This window comes from Stenotrophomonas sp. BIO128-Bstrain (genome assembly GCF_030128875.1).
GTDB classification, from domain to species: domain Bacteria; phylum Pseudomonadota; class Gammaproteobacteria; order Xanthomonadales; family Xanthomonadaceae; genus Stenotrophomonas; species Stenotrophomonas bentonitica_A.
Genome location: NZ_CP124620.1, coordinates 3,859,536 through 3,877,683 on the forward strand (window position 1 = coordinate 3,859,536; position 18,148 = coordinate 3,877,683).

Annotated in this window: 17 protein-coding genes; 8 read left to right on the forward strand and 9 right to left on the reverse strand. The window is 67.5% G+C overall.

The features are described from left to right. Positions 1-39: 39 nt before the first annotated feature. The 4 genes from adh (at position 40) to POS15_RS17605 (ending at position 3,626) form a co-directional block, all read left to right on the forward strand. On the forward strand, positions 40-1,569 hold the full coding sequence (adh, locus tag POS15_RS17590) for an aldehyde dehydrogenase (protein WP_284128586.1): 1,530 nt from the start codon (positions 40-42) through the stop codon (positions 1,567-1,569). A gap of 86 nt (positions 1,570-1,655) precedes the next feature. Continuing rightward, complete coding sequence (gene adhP, locus POS15_RS17595; protein ID WP_284128587.1) at positions 1,656-2,684, forward strand: alcohol dehydrogenase AdhP; 1,029 nt, start codon at positions 1,656-1,658, stop codon at positions 2,682-2,684. A 112-nt stretch (positions 2,685-2,796) separates the two neighbouring features. Further along, positions 2,797-3,174 (forward strand): DUF779 domain-containing protein, encoded by a 378-nt coding sequence (locus POS15_RS17600; RefSeq protein WP_284128588.1) that lies wholly within the window; start codon positions 2,797-2,799, stop codon positions 3,172-3,174. A gap of 56 nt (positions 3,175-3,230) precedes the next feature. Continuing rightward, positions 3,231-3,626, forward strand: coding sequence for a hypothetical protein (locus tag POS15_RS17605; RefSeq protein ID WP_284128589.1), 396 nt, complete (start codon positions 3,231-3,233; stop codon positions 3,624-3,626). Here POS15_RS17605 and ligD read toward each other — a convergent pair whose 3' ends face one another. From ligD to POS15_RS17620, 3 genes are all read right to left on the reverse strand, one after another. Beyond that, positions 3,627-6,212, reverse strand: a complete 2,586-nt coding sequence (gene ligD, locus POS15_RS17610) for a DNA ligase D (RefSeq protein ID WP_284128590.1) — start codon at positions 6,210-6,212, stop codon at positions 3,627-3,629. Between the two features lie 6 nt (positions 6,213-6,218). After that, the gene (locus POS15_RS17615; RefSeq protein ID WP_019184069.1) at positions 6,219-7,160 is read right to left on the reverse strand and encodes a Ku protein; all 942 of its coding nucleotides are present in this window, start codon (positions 7,158-7,160) and stop codon (positions 6,219-6,221) included. A 98-nt stretch (positions 7,161-7,258) separates the two neighbouring features. Continuing rightward, positions 7,259-7,654, reverse strand: a complete 396-nt coding sequence (locus POS15_RS17620; RefSeq protein ID WP_019184068.1) for a hypothetical protein — start codon at positions 7,652-7,654, stop codon at positions 7,259-7,261. A 144-nt stretch (positions 7,655-7,798) separates the two neighbouring features. Here POS15_RS17620 and POS15_RS17625 point away from each other — a divergent pair, with 144 nt between their 5' ends. Continuing rightward, a complete protein-coding gene (locus tag POS15_RS17625) occupies positions 7,799-8,140 on the forward strand; it encodes a hypothetical protein (RefSeq protein ID WP_284128591.1) in 342 nt (113 codons plus the stop codon). A gap of 10 nt (positions 8,141-8,150) precedes the next feature. Here POS15_RS17625 and POS15_RS17630 read toward each other — a convergent pair whose 3' ends face one another. Beyond that, a complete protein-coding gene (locus tag POS15_RS17630; RefSeq protein WP_284128592.1) occupies positions 8,151-10,277 on the reverse strand; it encodes a TonB-dependent receptor in 2,127 nt (708 codons plus the stop codon). 176 nt (positions 10,278-10,453) lie between these two features. Here POS15_RS17630 and POS15_RS17635 point away from each other — a divergent pair, with 176 nt between their 5' ends. The 3 genes from POS15_RS17635 to POS15_RS17645 all read left to right on the forward strand — a co-directional run bounded on the left by POS15_RS17635 (position 10,454) and on the right by POS15_RS17645 (position 13,660). Beyond that, complete coding sequence (locus POS15_RS17635) at positions 10,454-11,656, forward strand: amino acid aminotransferase (RefSeq protein ID WP_019184065.1); 1,203 nt, start codon at positions 10,454-10,456, stop codon at positions 11,654-11,656. A gap of 167 nt (positions 11,657-11,823) precedes the next feature. Then, on the forward strand, positions 11,824-12,840 hold the full coding sequence (locus POS15_RS17640; protein WP_019184064.1) for a class 1 fructose-bisphosphatase: 1,017 nt from the start codon (positions 11,824-11,826) through the stop codon (positions 12,838-12,840). Between the two features lie 109 nt (positions 12,841-12,949). Further along, positions 12,950-13,660 (forward strand): 2OG-Fe(II) oxygenase, encoded by a 711-nt coding sequence (locus POS15_RS17645; protein WP_019184063.1) that lies wholly within the window; start codon positions 12,950-12,952, stop codon positions 13,658-13,660. Here the strand turns inward: POS15_RS17645 and POS15_RS17650 are convergent, their stop codons facing one another. The 5 genes from POS15_RS17650 to cls form a co-directional block, all read right to left on the reverse strand. Then, positions 13,661-14,026: a hypothetical protein gene (locus tag POS15_RS17650; protein WP_019184062.1), complete on the reverse strand. Its 366-nt coding sequence runs from the start codon at positions 14,024-14,026 to the stop codon at positions 13,661-13,663. A 104-nt stretch (positions 14,027-14,130) separates the two neighbouring features. Next, positions 14,131-15,222: a PA0069 family radical SAM protein gene (locus POS15_RS17655; protein ID WP_284128593.1), complete on the reverse strand. Its 1,092-nt coding sequence runs from the start codon at positions 15,220-15,222 to the stop codon at positions 14,131-14,133. Positions 15,223-15,508: 286 nt separating this feature from the next. Beyond that, positions 15,509-16,252 (reverse strand): pyridoxine 5'-phosphate synthase, encoded by a 744-nt coding sequence (locus POS15_RS17660; protein WP_284128594.1) that lies wholly within the window; start codon positions 16,250-16,252, stop codon positions 15,509-15,511. 4 nt (positions 16,253-16,256) lie between these two features. Continuing rightward, positions 16,257-16,517, reverse strand: coding sequence for a hypothetical protein (locus POS15_RS17665; protein ID WP_019184059.1), 261 nt, complete (start codon positions 16,515-16,517; stop codon positions 16,257-16,259). A gap of 68 nt (positions 16,518-16,585) precedes the next feature. Then, positions 16,586-18,046, reverse strand: a complete 1,461-nt coding sequence (cls, locus tag POS15_RS17670) for a cardiolipin synthase (protein ID WP_046272265.1) — start codon at positions 18,044-18,046, stop codon at positions 16,586-16,588. Positions 18,047-18,148: the final 102 nt, after the last annotated feature.

Consider the following 18,148-nt stretch of genomic DNA (forward strand, 5'->3'; position numbering starts at 1 on the left):
CCTTACCGGGCCTGTCCACTGCCATCCGGAGATGCACCCATGAATGCCGTCACGTCCGCCAAGCCGCACGCCACCGATCCGCAGTCCATCTTCAAGCCGCGCTACGGCAACTACATCGGCGGGGAATGGGTGGCGCCGCGCAGCGGCCAGTACTTTGAAAACACCACCCCGGTGACCGGCAAGGTGTTCACCGAGGTCGCCCGTTCCAACGCCGAGGACATCGAAGCGGCGCTCGACGCTGCCCACGCGGCCAAGGCCGCCTGGGCCGAGACCTCGACCACCGAACGCGCCAATATCCTCAACAGGATCGCCGACCGCATCGAGGAAAACCTCGAGCTGCTCGCGCATGCCGAGACCTGGGACAACGGCAAGCCGATCCGCGAAACGCTCAACGCCGACGTGCCGCTGATGGCCGACCACTTCCGCTACTTCGCCGGTGCCGTGCGCGCGCAGGAAGGCAGCCTGTCGGAGATCGACAAGGACACCGTCGCCTACCACTTCCATGAGCCGCTCGGCGTGGTCGGGCAGATCATCCCGTGGAACTTCCCGATGCTGATGGCCGCCTGGAAGCTGGCCCCGGCCCTGGCCGCCGGCAACTGCGTGGTGCTCAAGCCGGCCGAGCAGACCCCGGCTTCGATCCTGGTGCTGATGGAGGTGATCGGCGACCTGCTGCCCAAGGGCGTGCTCAACGTGGTCAATGGCTTCGGCGTGGAGGCGGGCAAGCCGCTGGCGTCCAACCCGCGCATCGCCAAGATCGCCTTCACCGGCGAGACCACCACCGGCCGGCTTATCATGCAGTACGCCAGCCAGAACCTGATCCCGGTGACGCTGGAGCTGGGCGGCAAATCCCCGAACATCTTCTTCGCCGATGTCATGGCCGAGGACGACGACTTCCTCGACAAGGCCGTGGAAGGCTTCGTGCTGTTCGCCTTCAACCAGGGCGAGGTGTGTACCTGCCCGTCGCGCGCGCTGATCCAGGAGTCGATCTACGAGAAATTCATGGAACGCGCGCTCAAGCGCGTGGCCGCGATCAAGCAGGGCAACCCGCTCGACCCCAACACCATGGTCGGTGCGCAGGCCTCCTCCGAGCAGTTGGAGAAGATTCTTTCCTACTTCGACATCGGCCGGCAGGAAGGTGCGCAGGTGCTGATCGGCGGTGAGCAGGCCAAGCTGGACGGTGACCTGGCCGGCGGCTTCTACGTGAAGCCCACCGTGTTCAAGGGCCACAACAAGATGCGCGTGTTCCAGGAAGAGATCTTCGGGCCGGTGGTTTCGGTGACCACGTTCAAGACCGAGGAGGAAGCGCTGGAACTCGCCAACGACACCCTGTACGGCCTCGGCGCCGGTGTGTGGAGCCGCGATGCGTCGCGGCTGTACCGCATGGGCCGTGGCATCCAGGCCGGGCGCGTGTGGACCAACTGCTACCACGCCTATCCGGCACATGCCGCGTTCGGCGGCTACAAGCAGTCGGGCATCGGCCGCGAGAACCACAAGATGATGCTCGACCACTACCAGCAGACCAAGAACCTGCTGGTCAGCTATTCGCCCAAGAAGCTGGGCTTCTTCTGAGCCCGCGCCGGGCTTGATCCCGATCAAGGCGCCGGCATGCGGCCGGCGCCACAGTGCTGTCATTGGCAATCCACGGAGATCCACGCATGAACAAGACCATGAAGGCCGCTGTCGTCCGCGAATTCGGAAAGCCGTTGCGCATCGAGGAGGTCGAGGTGCCGCGTCCGGGGCCCGGCGACATCCTGGTGAAGATCGAAGCCTGTGGCGTGTGCCACACCGACCTGCATGCGGTGGATGGTGACTGGCCGGTCAAGCCCAACCCGCCCTTCATTCCCGGCCATGAAGGGGTCGGCCACGTGGTTGCGGTGGGTGCGGGTGTCAGCCACATCCGCGAGGGCGACCGCGTCGGCATCCCGTGGCTGTATTCGGCGTGCGGCTACTGCGAGCACTGCCTGGGCGGCTGGGAAACCCTGTGCGAAGCGCAGCAGAACACCGGCTACTCGGTGAACGGTGGCTTCGCCGAATATGCCCTGGCCAATGCGGCCTATGTCGGCCTGCTGCCGAAGGGCGTGGGCTTCATCGAGGTCGCGCCGATCCTGTGTGCCGGCGTCACCGTCTACAAAGGCCTGAAGGTCACCGATACCAAGCCCGGCCAGTGGGTGGTGATCTGCGGCATCGGCGGACTCGGCCACATGGCCGTGCAGTACGCCAAGGCGATGGGCCTGAACGTGGCCGCGGTGGATATCGATGACGGCAAACTGGCGCTGGCCGAGCGGCTGGGCGCGACGATCACCGTCAACGCGCGCAATACCGATCCGGCCGCGTTCCTGAAGAAGGAGATCGGCGGCGCGCACGGCGCACTGGTCACCGCGGTCTCGCCGAAGGCCTTCGAGCAGGCACTGGGCATGGTCCGCCGCGGCGGCACCGTCTCGTTGAACGGCCTGCCGCCGGGCAACTTCCCGCTGGATATCTTCGGCATGGTGCTCAACGGCATCACCGTGCGTGGCTCCATCGTCGGCACCCGGCTGGACCTGCAGGAATCGCTGGAATTCGCCGAGCAGGGCAAGGTCGCCGCGACGGTCACCAGCGATTCGCTGGAGAACATCAACGACATCTTCGCGCGCATGCAGGCCGGCAAGATCGAAGGCCGCGTGGTGCTGGACATGAGCGCGTAACCGGCTGCGCGTTGCCGTCCTGCGCCGCTTCCCCTCTCCCGGTGGCAGCAGGACGGCAGCGCCGGTTCTTCCGTCCTGCCGGCCACTGGCCGGCGCCCTTGGGACCCCGATAATGACCGACCTCCCGCTCCAGGTAATGGCCACTCTCCCGGCGCTGCAGCTGATCCAGACCCTGCAGGCACGCCATGGCGACCTGCTGTTCCATCAGTCCGGTGGCTGCTGCGACGGCTCCTCGCCGATGTGTTTCGCCCAGGGCGATTTCATCGTGGGCGACCGCGACGTGCGCATGGGCGAGATCGGCGGGGCGCCGTTCTACATCAGCCCCGCGCAGTTCGAGTACTGGAAACATACCCAGCTGATCATCGACGTGGTGCCCGGCCGGGGCGGCATGTTCTCGCTGGAGAACGGCGAGGGCGTGCGCTTCCTGGTCCGCTCGCGCTTGTTCAGCGATGAGGAGTTCGCGCGGCTCAAGGCCGCCGGCCGGGTCTGAACCACGCCGCGGCAACCCGTCCATAATGGCGGCTCTCCCGCCGTGACGCCCCTGCCATGCCTGTGTGGTCCGCCCTGAAGAATCCACTGCTGTCCGTGCTGGCCGTCGTGTTCGCGTTCGCGGTGATGGTGCTGGTCAACAGCCTCGGTTCCTGGCTGGTGCCGTTGCTGCGCATTCCGCCGGGCGGCGAGCCGCAGCTGGCCTGGGACCTGGCCTGGACGATCCTCAGCGGCATCGCTGCGATCGCCTTCGCCAGCCGTTATGCGCCCACCTGGCCACGTGTGCACGGCGGCGTGGTGTGGGCGGTGATCGCGGCCGCCTCGATCTACACCGCCTGGGATTTCGGCAGCGATTTCCCGTTCTGGTTCGTGGTGATCCTGCTGGTGTCGCTGCCGGTGCAGGCATTGGTGGGCCTGTGGGTGGGCACGCGGTTCCGGCCAGCGCACGCCTGATCAGCTGCCGGGCAGCACCTGCTTCACCTGCTCGATGCCTTCCCACGGGTCCTGCTTCAGCCGCTCCGCGCGCTGCAGCGCCTTCGCCATCGGGAAGGCGTCCGGCGCCGCGATGCGGCCCAGCTCTTCCCAGCGCAGCGGCACCGCCACGCCGGCTCCGGGCCGCGCCCGCAGCGACCACGAGCTCACACTGGTGGCGCCGCGCGCATTGCGCAGCCAATCGATGAAGATCACCCCGTCGCGCTTGGCCTTGCTCATCGTCGCCACATAGCGGTCGGGTGCCTGGGTGGCCATGGCCTGCGCAAACGCCTCGCAGAAGTCCTTGGCCTGCGCCCAGTCGGCCTTGGGCTGCAGCGGCACCACCACGTGCACGCCCTTGCCGCCGGAGAGCCGGACGAAGCTCTCCAGCCCGGCTTCCTGCAGGCGCGCGCGCACATCGCGTGCGGCGGCCTTGATCTGCGTCCAGTTCACGCCTTCGCCGGGATCCAGATCGAACACCAGCCGGTCCGGATGTTCGGGGTCATCGACGGTGGCGCCCCAGGGATGCAGCTCCAGGGTGTTCATCTGCACCAGCTGCAGCAGGCCCTCCACGTCCTCGATGTAGAGGTAGTCTTCGCGCCCGCTCTTCTGCTCCAGCGGAATCGCCTTGACCGCACCGCCCAGGCCGGTGCCGTGGTGTTTCTGGAAGAAGCAGGGCTTGTCCACCCCGTCCGGGCAGCGCAGCACCGACAGCGGGCGGTGCGCCACCTCGGGCAGGATCCAGCGCGCCATGCGGCGGTAGTAGTCGGCCACCTCGCCCTTGGTGATCTTCGCCTTGGCGAACACCACGCGCTCGGGGTGGCTGATCGTCACCGTGCTCTCGTCCTGCGCGGCCGCAGCTGCCTTCTTTCGCCCGCGCGTGCCGGCCGGGGTGGCGGAGGCCGCGGTAGTGGAGGCGGTAGGGGAGACGGCAGTAGCTGTGGCGCCCAGATCCTCGGCGTGTTTGTCCTCGCGCAGCCTCTTGAAGCTGGCCTGGCGCAGCAACCCTTCCTTGGCCCATCCACGGAACGCGACCTCCGCCACCAGCACCGGCTTCACCCAGTGCACGCTGCGTGCGGTGAACGGCACATGCAAAGGCAGCTCGACCACCGCGTCCTTCACCGTCAGCGGGGTCAGCTGCCTGGTCAGCGCGCGCAGCGCGGCATCGTCGAAGCCCGTGCCGACGCGGCCGACATAGCGCAGCCCGCGCTTGTCCGGGGTCGCCATCAGCAGCGAGCCGAAGCCACTGCGCGATCCCTTCGGTTCGGTATAGCCGACGATGAGGAACTCATCGGTGTTCTCGTGCTTGATCTTGATCCAGTCGCGCGAACGCGCGTTGACGTAGGGCGCGTCGATCCGCTTGCTGATGATGCCTTCGAAGCCGGCCTCGCCACTGGCGGCAAACACCGCCGGGCCGTGGTCGCGCACGTGGTCGCTGTAGGCCAGGGTGCCCGGCGTGGCGCCCAGCAGGTCCTTGAGCAGGGTCTTGCGCTCCAGCAGTGGCACCCGGCTGAGGTCCACCCCGGCGATGCCGGGCATGTCGAACACCACATAGCGCAGCGGCTGTTTGGCGGTGCCATCGATGACCTTCTGCAATGCAGTGAAGTCACTGCGGCCCTGCGCATCCAGTACCACCAGCTCACCGTCCAGGCGCAGATCGCGCACCGGCAGCCGCTCGATCGCCTGCACCACCTCGGGAAAATCGTCGGTCCAGTTCAGCCCGCCGCGCGAGCGCAGCGACACCACGCCATCGCGCACATCGGCCAGCAGGCGATAGCCGTCCCATTTGATCTCGTGCAGCCACTGCTCGCCGTCCGGTGCGGTGGCACGGTGATCGGTCAGCTGGGGCTTGAAGTCGTGCGGGTAGGGCGTTGTGCGAGCGCCCTGCAGGGCCAGCGCGCGCTTGGACCAGCGCGCGTCGGCCTTGCGTTCGGCCTTGCGTGCGGGGCCCCCTGTCGCGGCCTTGGCCGGCGCGGTCTTCCTTGCCGGGGCAGCTTTGCTGGCGTTGGCAGCGGCAACCTTCTTCGCGCTCGTGCGCTTGGCTGCCTTCGGCGCCCCCTCCAACAGATCATCAGCCTCCATATCCCTGGCCTCCTCGTCATCGCGTTTGATCAGCAACCACTGGTGCTGCTTGCCCTTCATCGCGGTGCGCACCAGTTTCCACCCGCCCTTGAGCCGTTCACCGTGCAGGACGAAGTCCACCTTGCCGGCCGCGATCGCCTCCAGCGGGTCGCCATCGCAGGCCCAGGTGCCGTGGTCGTAGACGTCCACATGCCCGGCGCCGTAATGGCCGCTGGGGATATCGCCGGCAAACGTCGCGTAGGACAGCGGGTGATCTTCAACCTCCACCGCGAGCCGTTTTTCACCGACGCGCAGCGAGGGGCCTTTCGGCACCGCCCAGCTCTTGAGCACGCCATCGGCTTCCAGCCGGAAGTCGTAATGGCGCGAGCTGGCGTGGTGCAGCTGCACGACGAAGATCGGCCGCCGCGCCGGCGCGCCGCGACGCTCGGCATCCGGCTCGGGGGTGCCGTCGAAACGGCGTTTGCGGCGGTATTCCTGCAGGGACACGTCGGCTTACCCGGCTTTGCGCGCGGGCGCGCGCTTGGTGGTCTTCTTGGCCGCTTTGCCCGCAGTCTTGGTCGCCTTTTTGGCCGCAGTGGGTTTGGCGACCTTCGCCGTGGCCTTCTTCGCCGCTGACTTTTTGGCGGCCGGCGTGCGCTTCTTGGCATCCAGGCTCTTCTGCAGCAACGACATGAAGTCGACCACGTTGGTCGCATCGTCCTCGCGCGGGGCCGGCTCTTCCTCCACCTTGGTGGTGCCACCCTTGGCCTTGATCCGCTTTTTCAGCAGCGTGTGCAGGCGCTCGCGGAATTCATCGTGGTACTCATCCGGCTTCCATTCGCCGGACATGGAGGCGATCAACTGCTCGGCCATCGCCGTTTCCTTGCTGTTGATGCGGTACTCGGCGAGGCTGCCGCTGGGCAGCTTGTACTCGTCCGGGTCGACCAGTTCCTGTGGATAACGCAGGATCATCAGCACCAGTGCATCGCCGTGCGGCATCACCGCGCACAGGTATTCGCGCGTACGCACCACCACCCGTGCGATGCCGACTTTGCCGGTGCTGCGCAACGTTTCGCGCAGCAGCACGTAGCCTTTCTCGGCTTTCTTGGCGGGCACCAGCAGGTAGGGCTTCTCGTAGTACCGCGGATCGATGGTGGCGGCGTCGACGAAGGTCTCCACCTCGACCGCCTCATGGCTTTGCGGCGCGGCCGAGCGGATGTCGTCTTCCTCCAGCACGACATAGCTGCCCTTGTCGTACTCGTAGGCTTTGACGATCTCTTTCCACGGCACTTCTTCACCGGTATCGGCGTTGACCCGTTCGAAGCGGATCGGCTTGCGGTCGCGCGAATCCAGCATGCGGAAGTGCAGGTCGACATTGCGTTCGCCGGACATCAGCGACACCGGGACATTGAGCAGCCCGAATGACAGCGTGCCGGTCCAGATCGGTCGGGCCATGGTGGCGCCACTCCAACACTACAGGGAGGGCAGCTGTACCGCGGCGCACGTGAAACGCCTGTGTCCGGCCTGTGCAGGCCGTGGCTGCACGCCCGCGGTTACTGCAGCAGGCCGTGCACCGCCGCCGCCGGCATGTGGTCCAGCGCCAGCCAGGCATCCTCGACCACCGCCCGTGCCTGGTGCCAGCCCAGCCGCGATTGGCCGCGCATCTGTTCCCAGTGCTCGGCCAGCTCGCCGTCGGTGTCATCGGCGCCGCGCGGCCAGTCGGCGTAATGCGTGGTCAGGGCGAAGGCATAGGCCGGGTACAGGTCGCGCCAGCTGCGGCGCCCTTGGCTGCGGCGCTGCTCGTAGTCACTGCGCATGTACTGCAGGTAGTCCTGGGCGACCGCCTGCGCGTCTTCGGCGCGGTCGCGGCGCGCGCGGCGGCCGCTCCGTTCCGGCTGCAGGTAGGCGTTGAACAACGCGGGTGCGGCACGGCGGTCCAGGCGGGGCATGACACGACTCCGACAGCGGTGGGGGAGGCAGGAATAGACCCGCCGCCGTTATCCAGCCGTGACAGATTCGTTGACGCACCGGGATTCGCAGCGACTTCACCCGCCGCGCGCTGTAGTGGGCTGCACAGCAACTGGAGAACTCCCATGCCCCGCGATCCCCTGCGCGACGCCACCGCCCCGGTCCCCGGCGAGCAGCGCGCCAAACATGACAACCAGGACGCCGAAGACCGCGGCGCCGGCATGTCCGTGCCCGACGAGGAACCCGATCACCTGCCGGTGGCCGTCACGTCCGATCCCGTCCCGCGCGACCGCAAGGATTCGGCGGCCGGCGAGAAAGGCCCCGCCGGCCATCATCGCCGCGAAGATGAATACCAGCGCCGCCAGCGCAAGGAACACGCCAGCGACAACCAGGACGAGGCGCTGGAAGAGACCTTCCCGGCCAGCGACCCGACCTCACCGTTCGTGCCGGCCAAGCCGCCCAGGTAAGCCGCTCCGATCAGGGCGCCCACTGCCACTGCAGGCCCACGTTGTAGCGACGATCCGGGCCGGGCTCGAAGAAGCGCTGGTTGCCATCGTTGACGATCACCGAGCCGATGTAGCGCTGGTCCAGCGCGTTGTCGATCCGCGCGAAGGCACGCAGCGTGCCCTGCGCGGTGGTCCAGCGCCGTGACATTTCCAGGTTGAGCAGCGCGTAGCCCGGCGCGCGTTCCGTGGCCAGATCGTTCACCACGGTATCGCTGGAGGCCACCACCTCGCCCGCCCACTGCCACGGGCCCGGTCGGTACTGCACCCGCGCGTTCCACTGCTGACTGGGCACGCCGGGCAGGCGTGACCCGGCCGCAACCGTGTTGCAGCCGCTGGCCGCGCACAGCGCATACGGGTCGCGCACGGTGGCCTCGATCCAGGTGTAGGCCAGCGATAGATCCGCCTGCGTACCCAGCGGCTGTACATAGCTGGCTTCCGCGCCCTGGCGGCGGGTCCGGCCGATGTTGCGGTAGGTGCTGCGGCCGCCGCTGTTGCTCGCCACCGCCAGCTCGTCATCGGTATCGGCGCGGAACAGCGCAGCCTCGACCTGTGCGCCACTCTGGCCGTGCCACTTGCTGCCCACTTCCAGGTTGCGGCTGCGGGCCGCCGAGAGATCCAGCGCCAGCCCGGCCTGGCCATCGGCGCGGTAGCCCAGCTCGTTGAAGGTCGGGGTCTCGAAGCCACGCCCGGCCGAGGCATACAGCCGCCACGCATCGCTGGCGCGGAACACCACGCCGGCCACCGGGGTGGTCGCTTCGTAGCGACGCGACCCGCTGTCGTCGGGATTGCCGGCGGTGATGTAGTGGTCGTTGGAGCGGAAGCGGACGGTGCTGTGGCGCATACCAAGCAACAGCGACCAGCGCGGCGCCCACTGCCACCACGCCTGCGCGAACTGGTCCAGGTTCTCGACCCGGTCGCTCTGGTCACGGCGCAGGCGGCCCTTGATGCCCACCTGATCACCCACGAAGTTCTCGTAACCGCGGCGATCCTGCTGCTGACGGTCGGCATTGGCGCCGATCACCACGTCCAGCGGGCGTCCGGCCCAGTCGCCGTGCCAGGCCCAGCGCGCGTCGAGTCCACCGTAATCGCCGTCCAGATCGATCACCCCGCCGGCATGCAGCGGGTTGGCCTGCGGCCCCGGCGGGATCGCCAGGTACTGCTCCACGCTGCGCTGGCCGGCGTAGCCCATCGCACGCCAGGTCTGCGCCCCTTCGGTGCGGGTGAAGACCAGCCCGGCCTGGGCCTGGCGCACGGATTTGCGGGTGTTGTACTGGGTGGCCACCGCGGTGGCCTGGCGCGGGTTCTCGCGCACCTGGGCGCGGGTCAGGCCGAGTGGATCCTGCGCGTCGGGCGCATCGAAGTAGTTCAGCACCAGATCCAGCTGGCCGCCGCCGACATCCGTACCCAAGCGGGCGTTGACCGATTCGCGCCGGGCCTGGCTGTGGTCGCGCCAGCCATCGGTGCGGAAGTGGTTGGCGGCCACGTTGTAGCGGATCGGGCCCTGCACGCCACGCAGCTGGGCGCCGGCGCTGACAGTGTTGTCGCTGCCGGTATCCAGCCGCAGGCGCCACGGGTCGCCTTCGGCACCGTCCGCGCTCCACACCTGGACCACGCCACCGGAGGAGTTGCCGTACAGCGCCGAGAACGGCCCGCGCAGCACCTCCACGCGCTGCGCCGAGAGCAGGCTGGCGTGGGAGAGCTGGCCCTGGCCGTCGGGCATGGTGGCCGGCACACCGTCCACCAGCACGCGCACGCCGCGCACGCCGAAGGTCGAACGCGCGCCGAAGCCGCGGATCGAGAGCTGGGTGTCCTGCGCGTAGTTCTGACGATCGCGTGCGACCACCCCGGGGATGCCGTTGAGCGCCTCGGAGAGCTGGGCCAGCGGGCCGGTACGGTCTTCATCCACCCAGACCGTGGTCAGCGAGGCGGGCAGGTCGATATCGGCCACCTGCGCCACGCGCGCAGCCTGGACCTGGACCGTGGGCAGCCGCTCGATCGGGGCGGTGGGAGCGGGGGTGTTCTGGGCCTGCGCCAGCGACGGCAGCAACACGGCCGAGGCCAGCGCACAATGGCGGGCCAGCGGGGTAAGACGGAGCATGCGGGGCGGGATCCTCGGTAAATGGGCGTGCCGCACGCCATGGTACGGAAGATGACGTGACGACGGCCTCGGCGCCCTTGGCAGGGCTTTGTTACGATGGGTCGGTTTTGGCTGATTCTGCCGCCAATCCTGCGTCGCGCCACCCTCCCCCTTCCGTCATCCGAATGAGTACCGCCGTGTCCTTCTTTGCAAATGTGGAACTGGTCCCAGGCGACCCGATCCTGGGCCTGACCGAGGCTTACAACGCCGACAGCCGTCCGACCAAGGTCAACCTGGGCGTGGGCATCTATTACGACGAGAGCGGCCGCATCCCGCTGCTCCGCGCCGTGAACAGGATCGAACAGCAGCTGGCCAATGACGCCAAACCGCGCGGCTACCTGCCGATCGACGGCCTGCCGGCCTACAACCAGGCCACCCGCGAGCTGGTCTTCGGCAAGGATTCGCCGCTGCTGGCCGCTGGCCGCGTGGCCACCTCGCAGACCATCGGCGGCAGCGGTGCGCTGCGCGTCGGCGCGGACCTGCTGCACAAGCTGCTGCCGCACGCCACCATCGCCATCAGCAACCCGAGCTGGGAAAACCATCGCGCGGTGTTCGGCGCGGCCGGCTTCGACGTGGTCGATTACACCTACTTCGATGCCGCCACCCATGGCGTGGACTTCGACGGCATGCTGGCCGACCTCGGCAAGCTGCAGCCGGGCACCGTGGTGCTGCTGCACGCGTGCTGCCACAACCCGACCGGTGCCGACCTCACCGTCGCGCAGTGGAAGCAGGTGGCCGAGCTGCTGAAGGACCGCCAGCTGTTCCCGTTCATCGACATGGCCTACCAGGGCTTCGACAAGGGCATCAGCGAAGATGGCGCCGCCGTGCGCATCATCGCCGAGGCCGGCATCGACAGCTTCGTGGTCGCCAACTCGTACTCCAAGTCGTTCTCGCTGTATGGCGAGCGCATTGGCGCGCTGTCGGTGGTCGCCCCGGATGCGAACGCGGCCAAGGCGGTGCAGTCGCAGGTCAAGCGCATCATCCGCACGATCTACTCCAGCCCGTCCAACCATGGCGCGGCGCTGGTGGCCGGCGTGCTCAACAGCGTCGAGCTGCGCCAGCTGTGGGAAGCGGAACTGACCGAGATGCGTGAGCGCATCCATGCCCTGCGCCATGGCCTGGTGGAGAACCTGGTCGCCGCCGGCGCACCGGAGTACGCCTTCATCAACGACCAGGCCGGCATGTTCTCGTACTCAGGCCTGAGCCGCGCCCAGGTGGACCGCCTGCGCGACGAGTTCGCGATCTACGCGGTGGGCACCGGCCGCATCTGCGTGGCCGCACTGAACCAGGGCAACCTGGAGTACGTGGCCAAGGCCGTGGCGACCGTCAGCAAGGGCTGAGCGGCATCGCCCCCGTGAGGAAGAACGGCCGCCCTGTGCGGCCGTTTTTCTTTGCCGCGCCGGCAGCGCGTTGCGCGCGGTGGGAACGGTTACGGCGGCCCGCGCCTCGTAATGGCTCCGGGGAAGGGCGACAATAGGCGCTTCCCCTTTGAAGGCCGCCTGATTCCATGTCCCAGACGTCGCTGACCCGCTATCTGATCGAAGAGCAACATGCCGGCCGCATCAACGCCGATCTGCGCCAGCTGATCGCTGTCGTTGCCCGCGCCTGCACCAGCATCTCCATCGCGGTCAGCAAGGGCGCGCTGGGCGGTGTGCTGGGCGAAGCCGGCACTGGCAACGTGCAGGGCGAAGCGCAGAAGAAGCTGGACGTGATCAGCAACGAGATCCTGCTGGAAGCCAATGCCTGGGGCGGCCACCTCGCGGCCTGCGCCTCGGAAGAAATGGATCATTGCCAGCCGGTGCCGGACACCTACCCGCGCGGTGACTTCCTGCTGCTGTTCGATCCCCTCGATGGCAGCTCCAACATCGACGTCAACGTCTCGGTCGGCACCATCTTCTCGGTGCTGCGCTGCCCGCCGGGCACCGAACAGCCCAACGATGCCAGCTTCCTGCAGCCGGGCACCGCGCAGGTCGCGGCCGGCTACTGCATCTACGGGCCGAGCACGCAGATGGTGCTCACCGTCGGCCACGGCACGCACGCCTTCACCCTGGACCGCGAGAAGGGCGAGTTCGTGCTGACCACGCCGGACATGCAGATCCCGGCGGACACCCAGGAATTCGCGATCAACATGTCCAACCAGCGGCATTGGGAAACCCCGATGCAGGGCTACGTGCAGGACCTGCTGGCCGGCAAGGAAGGCGCGCGCGGCAAGAACTTCAACATGCGCTGGATCGCCAGCATGGTCGCCGACGTGCATCGCATCCTGACCCGCGGCGGCATCTTCATCTACCCGTGGGACACGAAGGATCCCTCCAAAGCCGGCAAGCTGCGCCTGATGTACGAAGCCAACCCGATGGGCCTGCTGGTCGAACAGGCAGGCGGCGCTGCCACCACCGGGCGCGAGCGCATTCTCGAGATCCAGCCCGATCAGCTGCACCAGCGCGTGCCGGTGTTCCTCGGCTCGCGCAATGAAGTGGAAGAAGCCACCCGTTACCACCGCGAACACGACAGCGCGGCAGGGTGATTTCCTACGCAGGGCTGGCCGCCTGGTCAGCCCTGTTGCTACGTGGCAACGGCGTGACATCGGCCACGGCAGCGGTCACCATCGGCCATTCGTGCCCACGGATGACCCCATGACTGCCGACGCGCCGCTCGATTTCATCGAAGTAATCCACAACGCCGTCCCCAACGAGGTCTGCGCGGCCCTGCAGGCCCAGATGCGATCCAGTGCGCAGTTGCAGCCGGGCGAAGTGGGCAGCGGTGTGTTCCCGGAACTCAAGCACAGCAAGGATCTTCGCATCAGCGGGCGCCCCGAGTGGCGGCAGGCCGAAGCGCTGCTGCAGCAAGCGGTTTTCAAGGGTTTGCTGACTTATCTACGCCGTTATCCACAGGCCCTGATCTCGCCATTGATGTTGCAGATCCAGGACAGCCAGGGCCAACCGCGCCGGTTGGCGGCCGAGGACTTCCCCGACATGGACGACGCCACGCTGTCCGACCTGGCCCGCACCTGCCTGCGGCCCGGTGCCATCAATCTGCAATGGTATGCAGCGGGCGAGGGCGGCTATCCGTACTGGCACTGCGAGCTGTATCCACGCGATCCGGCCGGCGAAACGCTGCACCGCCATCTGCTGTGGACGCTCTACCTCAATGACGATTTCGGCGCCGGCGAAACCGAGTTCCTGTTCCAGGGCCGCAAGGTCGCGCCGCGCACGGGCAGCCTGTTGATCGCACCGACGGCGTTTACCCACACGCACCGGGGCAACCGGCCGCAGGGTGGGGACAAGTTCATTGCAACGAGCTGGGTTCTTTTCCAGAGTGCGCAGAAATTGTTTGGTGGGAATTGATCAGCGCGCCAACACCAGCAACACAGCACCGGCAACAACCACCACCGCCAGCACCATCACCGTGATCAGCACATTGCGCCCGGTGCGCTTCGCCTTGGCCTTCAACCCGGCCAGCACGTCCAGATCGAGATAGAGACGATCACTGCCCGCGTCGCGGATGACGCCGTTGTCGCGGTAGTACTTCAGTGGCGCGTGGAGTGCAGGGTCGATGCTGTCCGCCGCGATCGCGCTCTGCGGCGACAGCGCCTGATGGCCGGTAAAGTGTGCGATCAACGCGTCGCGCTGCTGCTGCACCGCTGCGGTGATGGCGGCATTGATCGCGATGTTGGCCGCGTTCGACGCGGCCGAGGTGGCTGCCGATGACATGTGGTTCCCCCTGGCTATCCGATATGGACGTCAGACCACCGCGACGCGGCGCCTTGGCCCGATTGTTGGGCGGGCGCGGCCCAAAGTCCATCGGGGGGCGCTGGTTAGAACAGCGAACCCTGGGGCGAGTCGACCCGCGGCGGCAACGGCCGCAGGAAGCGGGTGCAGTCCAACTTCGGCCAATGGCTGTGCTGCGCATCGAAGCCCAGGCGCTTGCGGGCCAGCTTGAAACGGTTGGACAGCAGGTCCGCGTAGACCCCTTCGCCGCGCATGCGCGTGCCGAACTCGCTGTTGTAGTCCTTGCCACCGCGCAGCTGGTTGATGGTGCTCATCACGCGCGTGGCGCGGTCCGGGTGGTGGGTGTCGAGCCAATCGCGGAACAGCGGCGCCACTTCCAGCGGCAGGCGCAGCAGCACGTAGCCGGCGGTGGAGGCACCGGCATCGTGGGCTGCCTCGAGCACGGCTTCCAGTTCGGCATCGTTGATCCACGGGATCACCGGCGCGACCATTACCCCGACCGGGATGCCGGCATCGCTCAGGCGACGCATCGCGCGCAGCCGTGCATGCGGGGCCGAGGCGCGTGGCTCCAGCTTCGCCGACAGGTGCGGGTCCAGCGAGGTCACCGAGAAGTGCACGCTGACCAGCTGCTTTTCCGCCAGCGGTGCGAGCAGGTCGATGTCGCGCTCGACCAGCGCATTCTTGGTGATCAGCGAGAACGGGTGCTGCGTTTCGAGCATCACCTCGATCAGCTGGCGGGTCAGCTTGAGTTTGCGCTCGATCGGCTGGTAGGCGTCGGTGTTGATGCCCAGCGCGATCGGCTGCGGCACGTAGCCGGGGCGCGAGAACTCCTTGCGCAGCAGCTGCGGCGCATTGGTCTTGGCGAACAGCTTGGTCTCGAAGTCCAGGCCGGGCGAGAGATTGAGATAGGCGTGCGAGGGCCGGGCAAAACAGTACGAACAGCCATGCTCGCAACCCCGGTACGGATTGACCGACTGGCTGAAGCCGACGTCCGGCGACTTGTTGCGGCTGATGATGCTGCGTGCGGTCTCGGCACGGACTTCGGTGCGCAGGCGCGGGGCAGCGAACTCTTCACTCTCGTCCGGCGCCCAGCCGTCGTCCATCGCTTCGCTGACGGTGACCTCGAAGCGGCCCGCCAGGTGCGTGCTGGAGCCCCGGCCTTTGATCGCAATACCCATCTTCAAAGCCTATCGCCCGGATGTCGCAGCGAATGAGACGTCGTGGCGTCGGAACGGCGGGGATAGGGGATATCCATGGTTAGTAGTATTACTAACCACAGGGGCAATTGGAAGTGAAACCTGCGCCCGGTAAGGCTCACCGGGGGTGGGAGCCGATTTGATCCCCTACATTATCCACAGGGCCAGAGCGCGTGCCTCGCCTGCCCCGTCACCGGCGGCTGAGCCGACCAACGGTCGGCTCTACCTGATGCCGGGCGCCCCTTACGCGGCAGGGCTACGCGCCGCATCACAGCAGCCGCAGATAGCCCTTCACCGTGGCATCCAGCCCGTCATACAGCGCCTCGCTGATCAGCGCATGTCCGATCGAGACTTCCAGCACGTCCGGCACGGTCCGCAGGAAATCGGCCAGGTTGTCCTGCGACAGGTCATGCCCGGCGTTGACCCCCAGGCCGGCCGCCTGTGCGCGGCGGGCTGCATCGGCGAACACGGCCAGCATGGCCCTGGCGTCGCCGGCGGCATGCGCCTCGGCGTAGGGGCCGGTGTAGAGCTCCACGCGGTCAGCACCGATGGCCGCGGCCTGGGCGATGTCGGGGTTGCCCGCATCCACGAACAGACTGACCCGGCAGCCGTACGTCTTCAAATCGGCGATCAGCGGGCGCAGGCGCTGCGCATCCCGGGCGAAGTCGACGCCGTGGTCGGACGTGAGCTGGCCGTCGCCATCGGGCACCAGGGTGGCCTGGGCGGGGCGGGTCTGCGCGCACAGCGGCAGCAGCCCGGGGTAACCCTCACGCGGGGGCGCGAACGGGTTGCCCTCGATGTTGAACTCCACCCCGCGCTCGGCCGTCAGCGCGGACAGGGCCAGCACGTCCTCGGCGTGGATGTGGCGGCGGTCCGGGCGCGGGTGCACGGTGATGCCGTGCGCGCCGGCCTCCAGGCAGGCACGGGCGGCCTGCAGCACGTCCGGGTCGGTGCCACCGCGCGAGTTGCGCAGGACGGCGATCTTGTTCACGTTGACGCTGAGTTGGGTCATGGCACTACGAGGGGTCGGACTCACCCTGAGCGGTCGGGGTGCGCGCCTGGAGGGCGAGCTCCCGCAGCCGACGGAGTTCGTTGGGATCGGTGATGGCCGCGCGGGTGGGCTGCACGTCACCGAAGCGGGCCACGTAAAGGCCGCGGACCCACGCCAGCAGGAACACCAGGGTGCCCAGCAGCGACAGCGCCATCAGCCCCATGTGGGGGGTCTTGAGCGCCATGCCGAAACAGGCCAGCGCGAACAGCAGGAACAGCCAGTACATGTCGTTCTCCCCGATTGACCGGGCCAGTGTAGCGCTGGCGCCGGGTGCGGTTCCACGGGGAGCGGTGGCTACAGCAACGGCGATGCCAAGCGTGCGAAGGCCTCGGGAACACGGTGCCGCCACAGCGAACGCTGGCGATCGTTGTAGACCGGCGAGGCGCTGCTGTACTCGGCCAGCAGGATCTCGGCCAGCGCGGCCACGCGGTCGGTATCGCTGATCATCATCGAGAGCTCGAAGTTGAGCCGGAAGCTGCGGTGGTCGAAGTTGGCACTGCCGACGATGCAGACATCGTCATCGGCGATGAAGGCCTTCGTGTGCAGCATGCGCGGGCCGTACTCGTAGATCTTGACGCCTGCCTGCAGCAACTCGTCGAAGTAGGAACGCGCGGCCTGGGTAACGAACCAGGAGTCGCTCATCTTGGGCACCAGCAGGCGCACGTCCAGGCCGCCGAGTGCGGCCGAGGTCAGCGCCATGCGCGCGGCCTCGCCGGGCACGAAGTAGGGCGTCACCAGCCAGACGCGCTCCTTCGCTTCGTGGATCGCCGCCACGTGCAGCCGGTGGATGGTCTCCCATGACGAGTCCGGACCGGACACCAGCACCTGCGCATTGATGCTGCCCTCGCTGCGGCTGGGCATGGTCTCGGGCCACAACTGCGCGATGTTGAAGCGCGCCGGCTCCTGGCCGGTGGCGTAGATCCAATCCTCGATGAAGACCAGCTGCAGGCTGCGCACCACGTGGCCACGCAGCCGCATGTGCAGGTCGCGATACGCATCCGGGCGGACGCTCTCGTCTTCCTCATCGGTGATGTTGATGCCGCCGGTAAAGGCCTGCAGGCCGTCGATGATGACGAGCTTGCGGTGCGTGCGCAGGTTCAACCAGGGCCGCTTGAACGGCTTGAGCAGCTGCCGCGGATGGAACCAGACGACTTCGGCACCTGCATCCAGCAGCGGTTGCAGGAAGCGCTTGCGGATGGATGACGAGCCGACCGCATCGAGCAGCAGGCGCACGCGCACGCCGGCCGCCGCACGCTCGGTCAGCGCATCGCGCAGCGCGGTGCCGGCGTGGTCCGGATTGAAGATGTAGTACTCCAGGTGCAGGTGGTCCTTGGCCGTGGCCACCGCGGCAAGCAGTGCGCTGTAGGTGGCCGCGCCATCGACCAGCCACTCCACCTCGGTGGCCGAGCTCGGTGAGAGCCCGGTGGTGGCCTGGGCGATCTTGGCCAGCTCGGTGCAGTCCGCATCCGGCGGGCAGACGCTGCTGTAGTGCTCCATGCCCGAGCGCGAACGGCCACGGCGCAGGCGCTGTCGTTTCACCTTCTGCGGGCCGAGCAGGTAGTAGATGAACAGCCCCACGTAGGGCAGGGCGGCCAGCGAGAGGATCCAGCTCAGCGTGGCGACCGGCTCGCGCTTCTGCAGCATGATCCAGCCGATCAACCACAGCAGATAGAGAATGTAGGCCGCCACCATCAGCGGGCGCAGGTGCGGGATGGCGTCGAGCCAGTCCCCGAAGAGATCGAAGGTTGCGAGCATGGCCGGATGATAGCGGGCGGCGTGGCGCTGGCGCGTATCCACAGGCGGTGGCACAAAAAAAACGCCCCTGTTTCCAGGGGCGTTTTCCAGTCGCGTCATGAC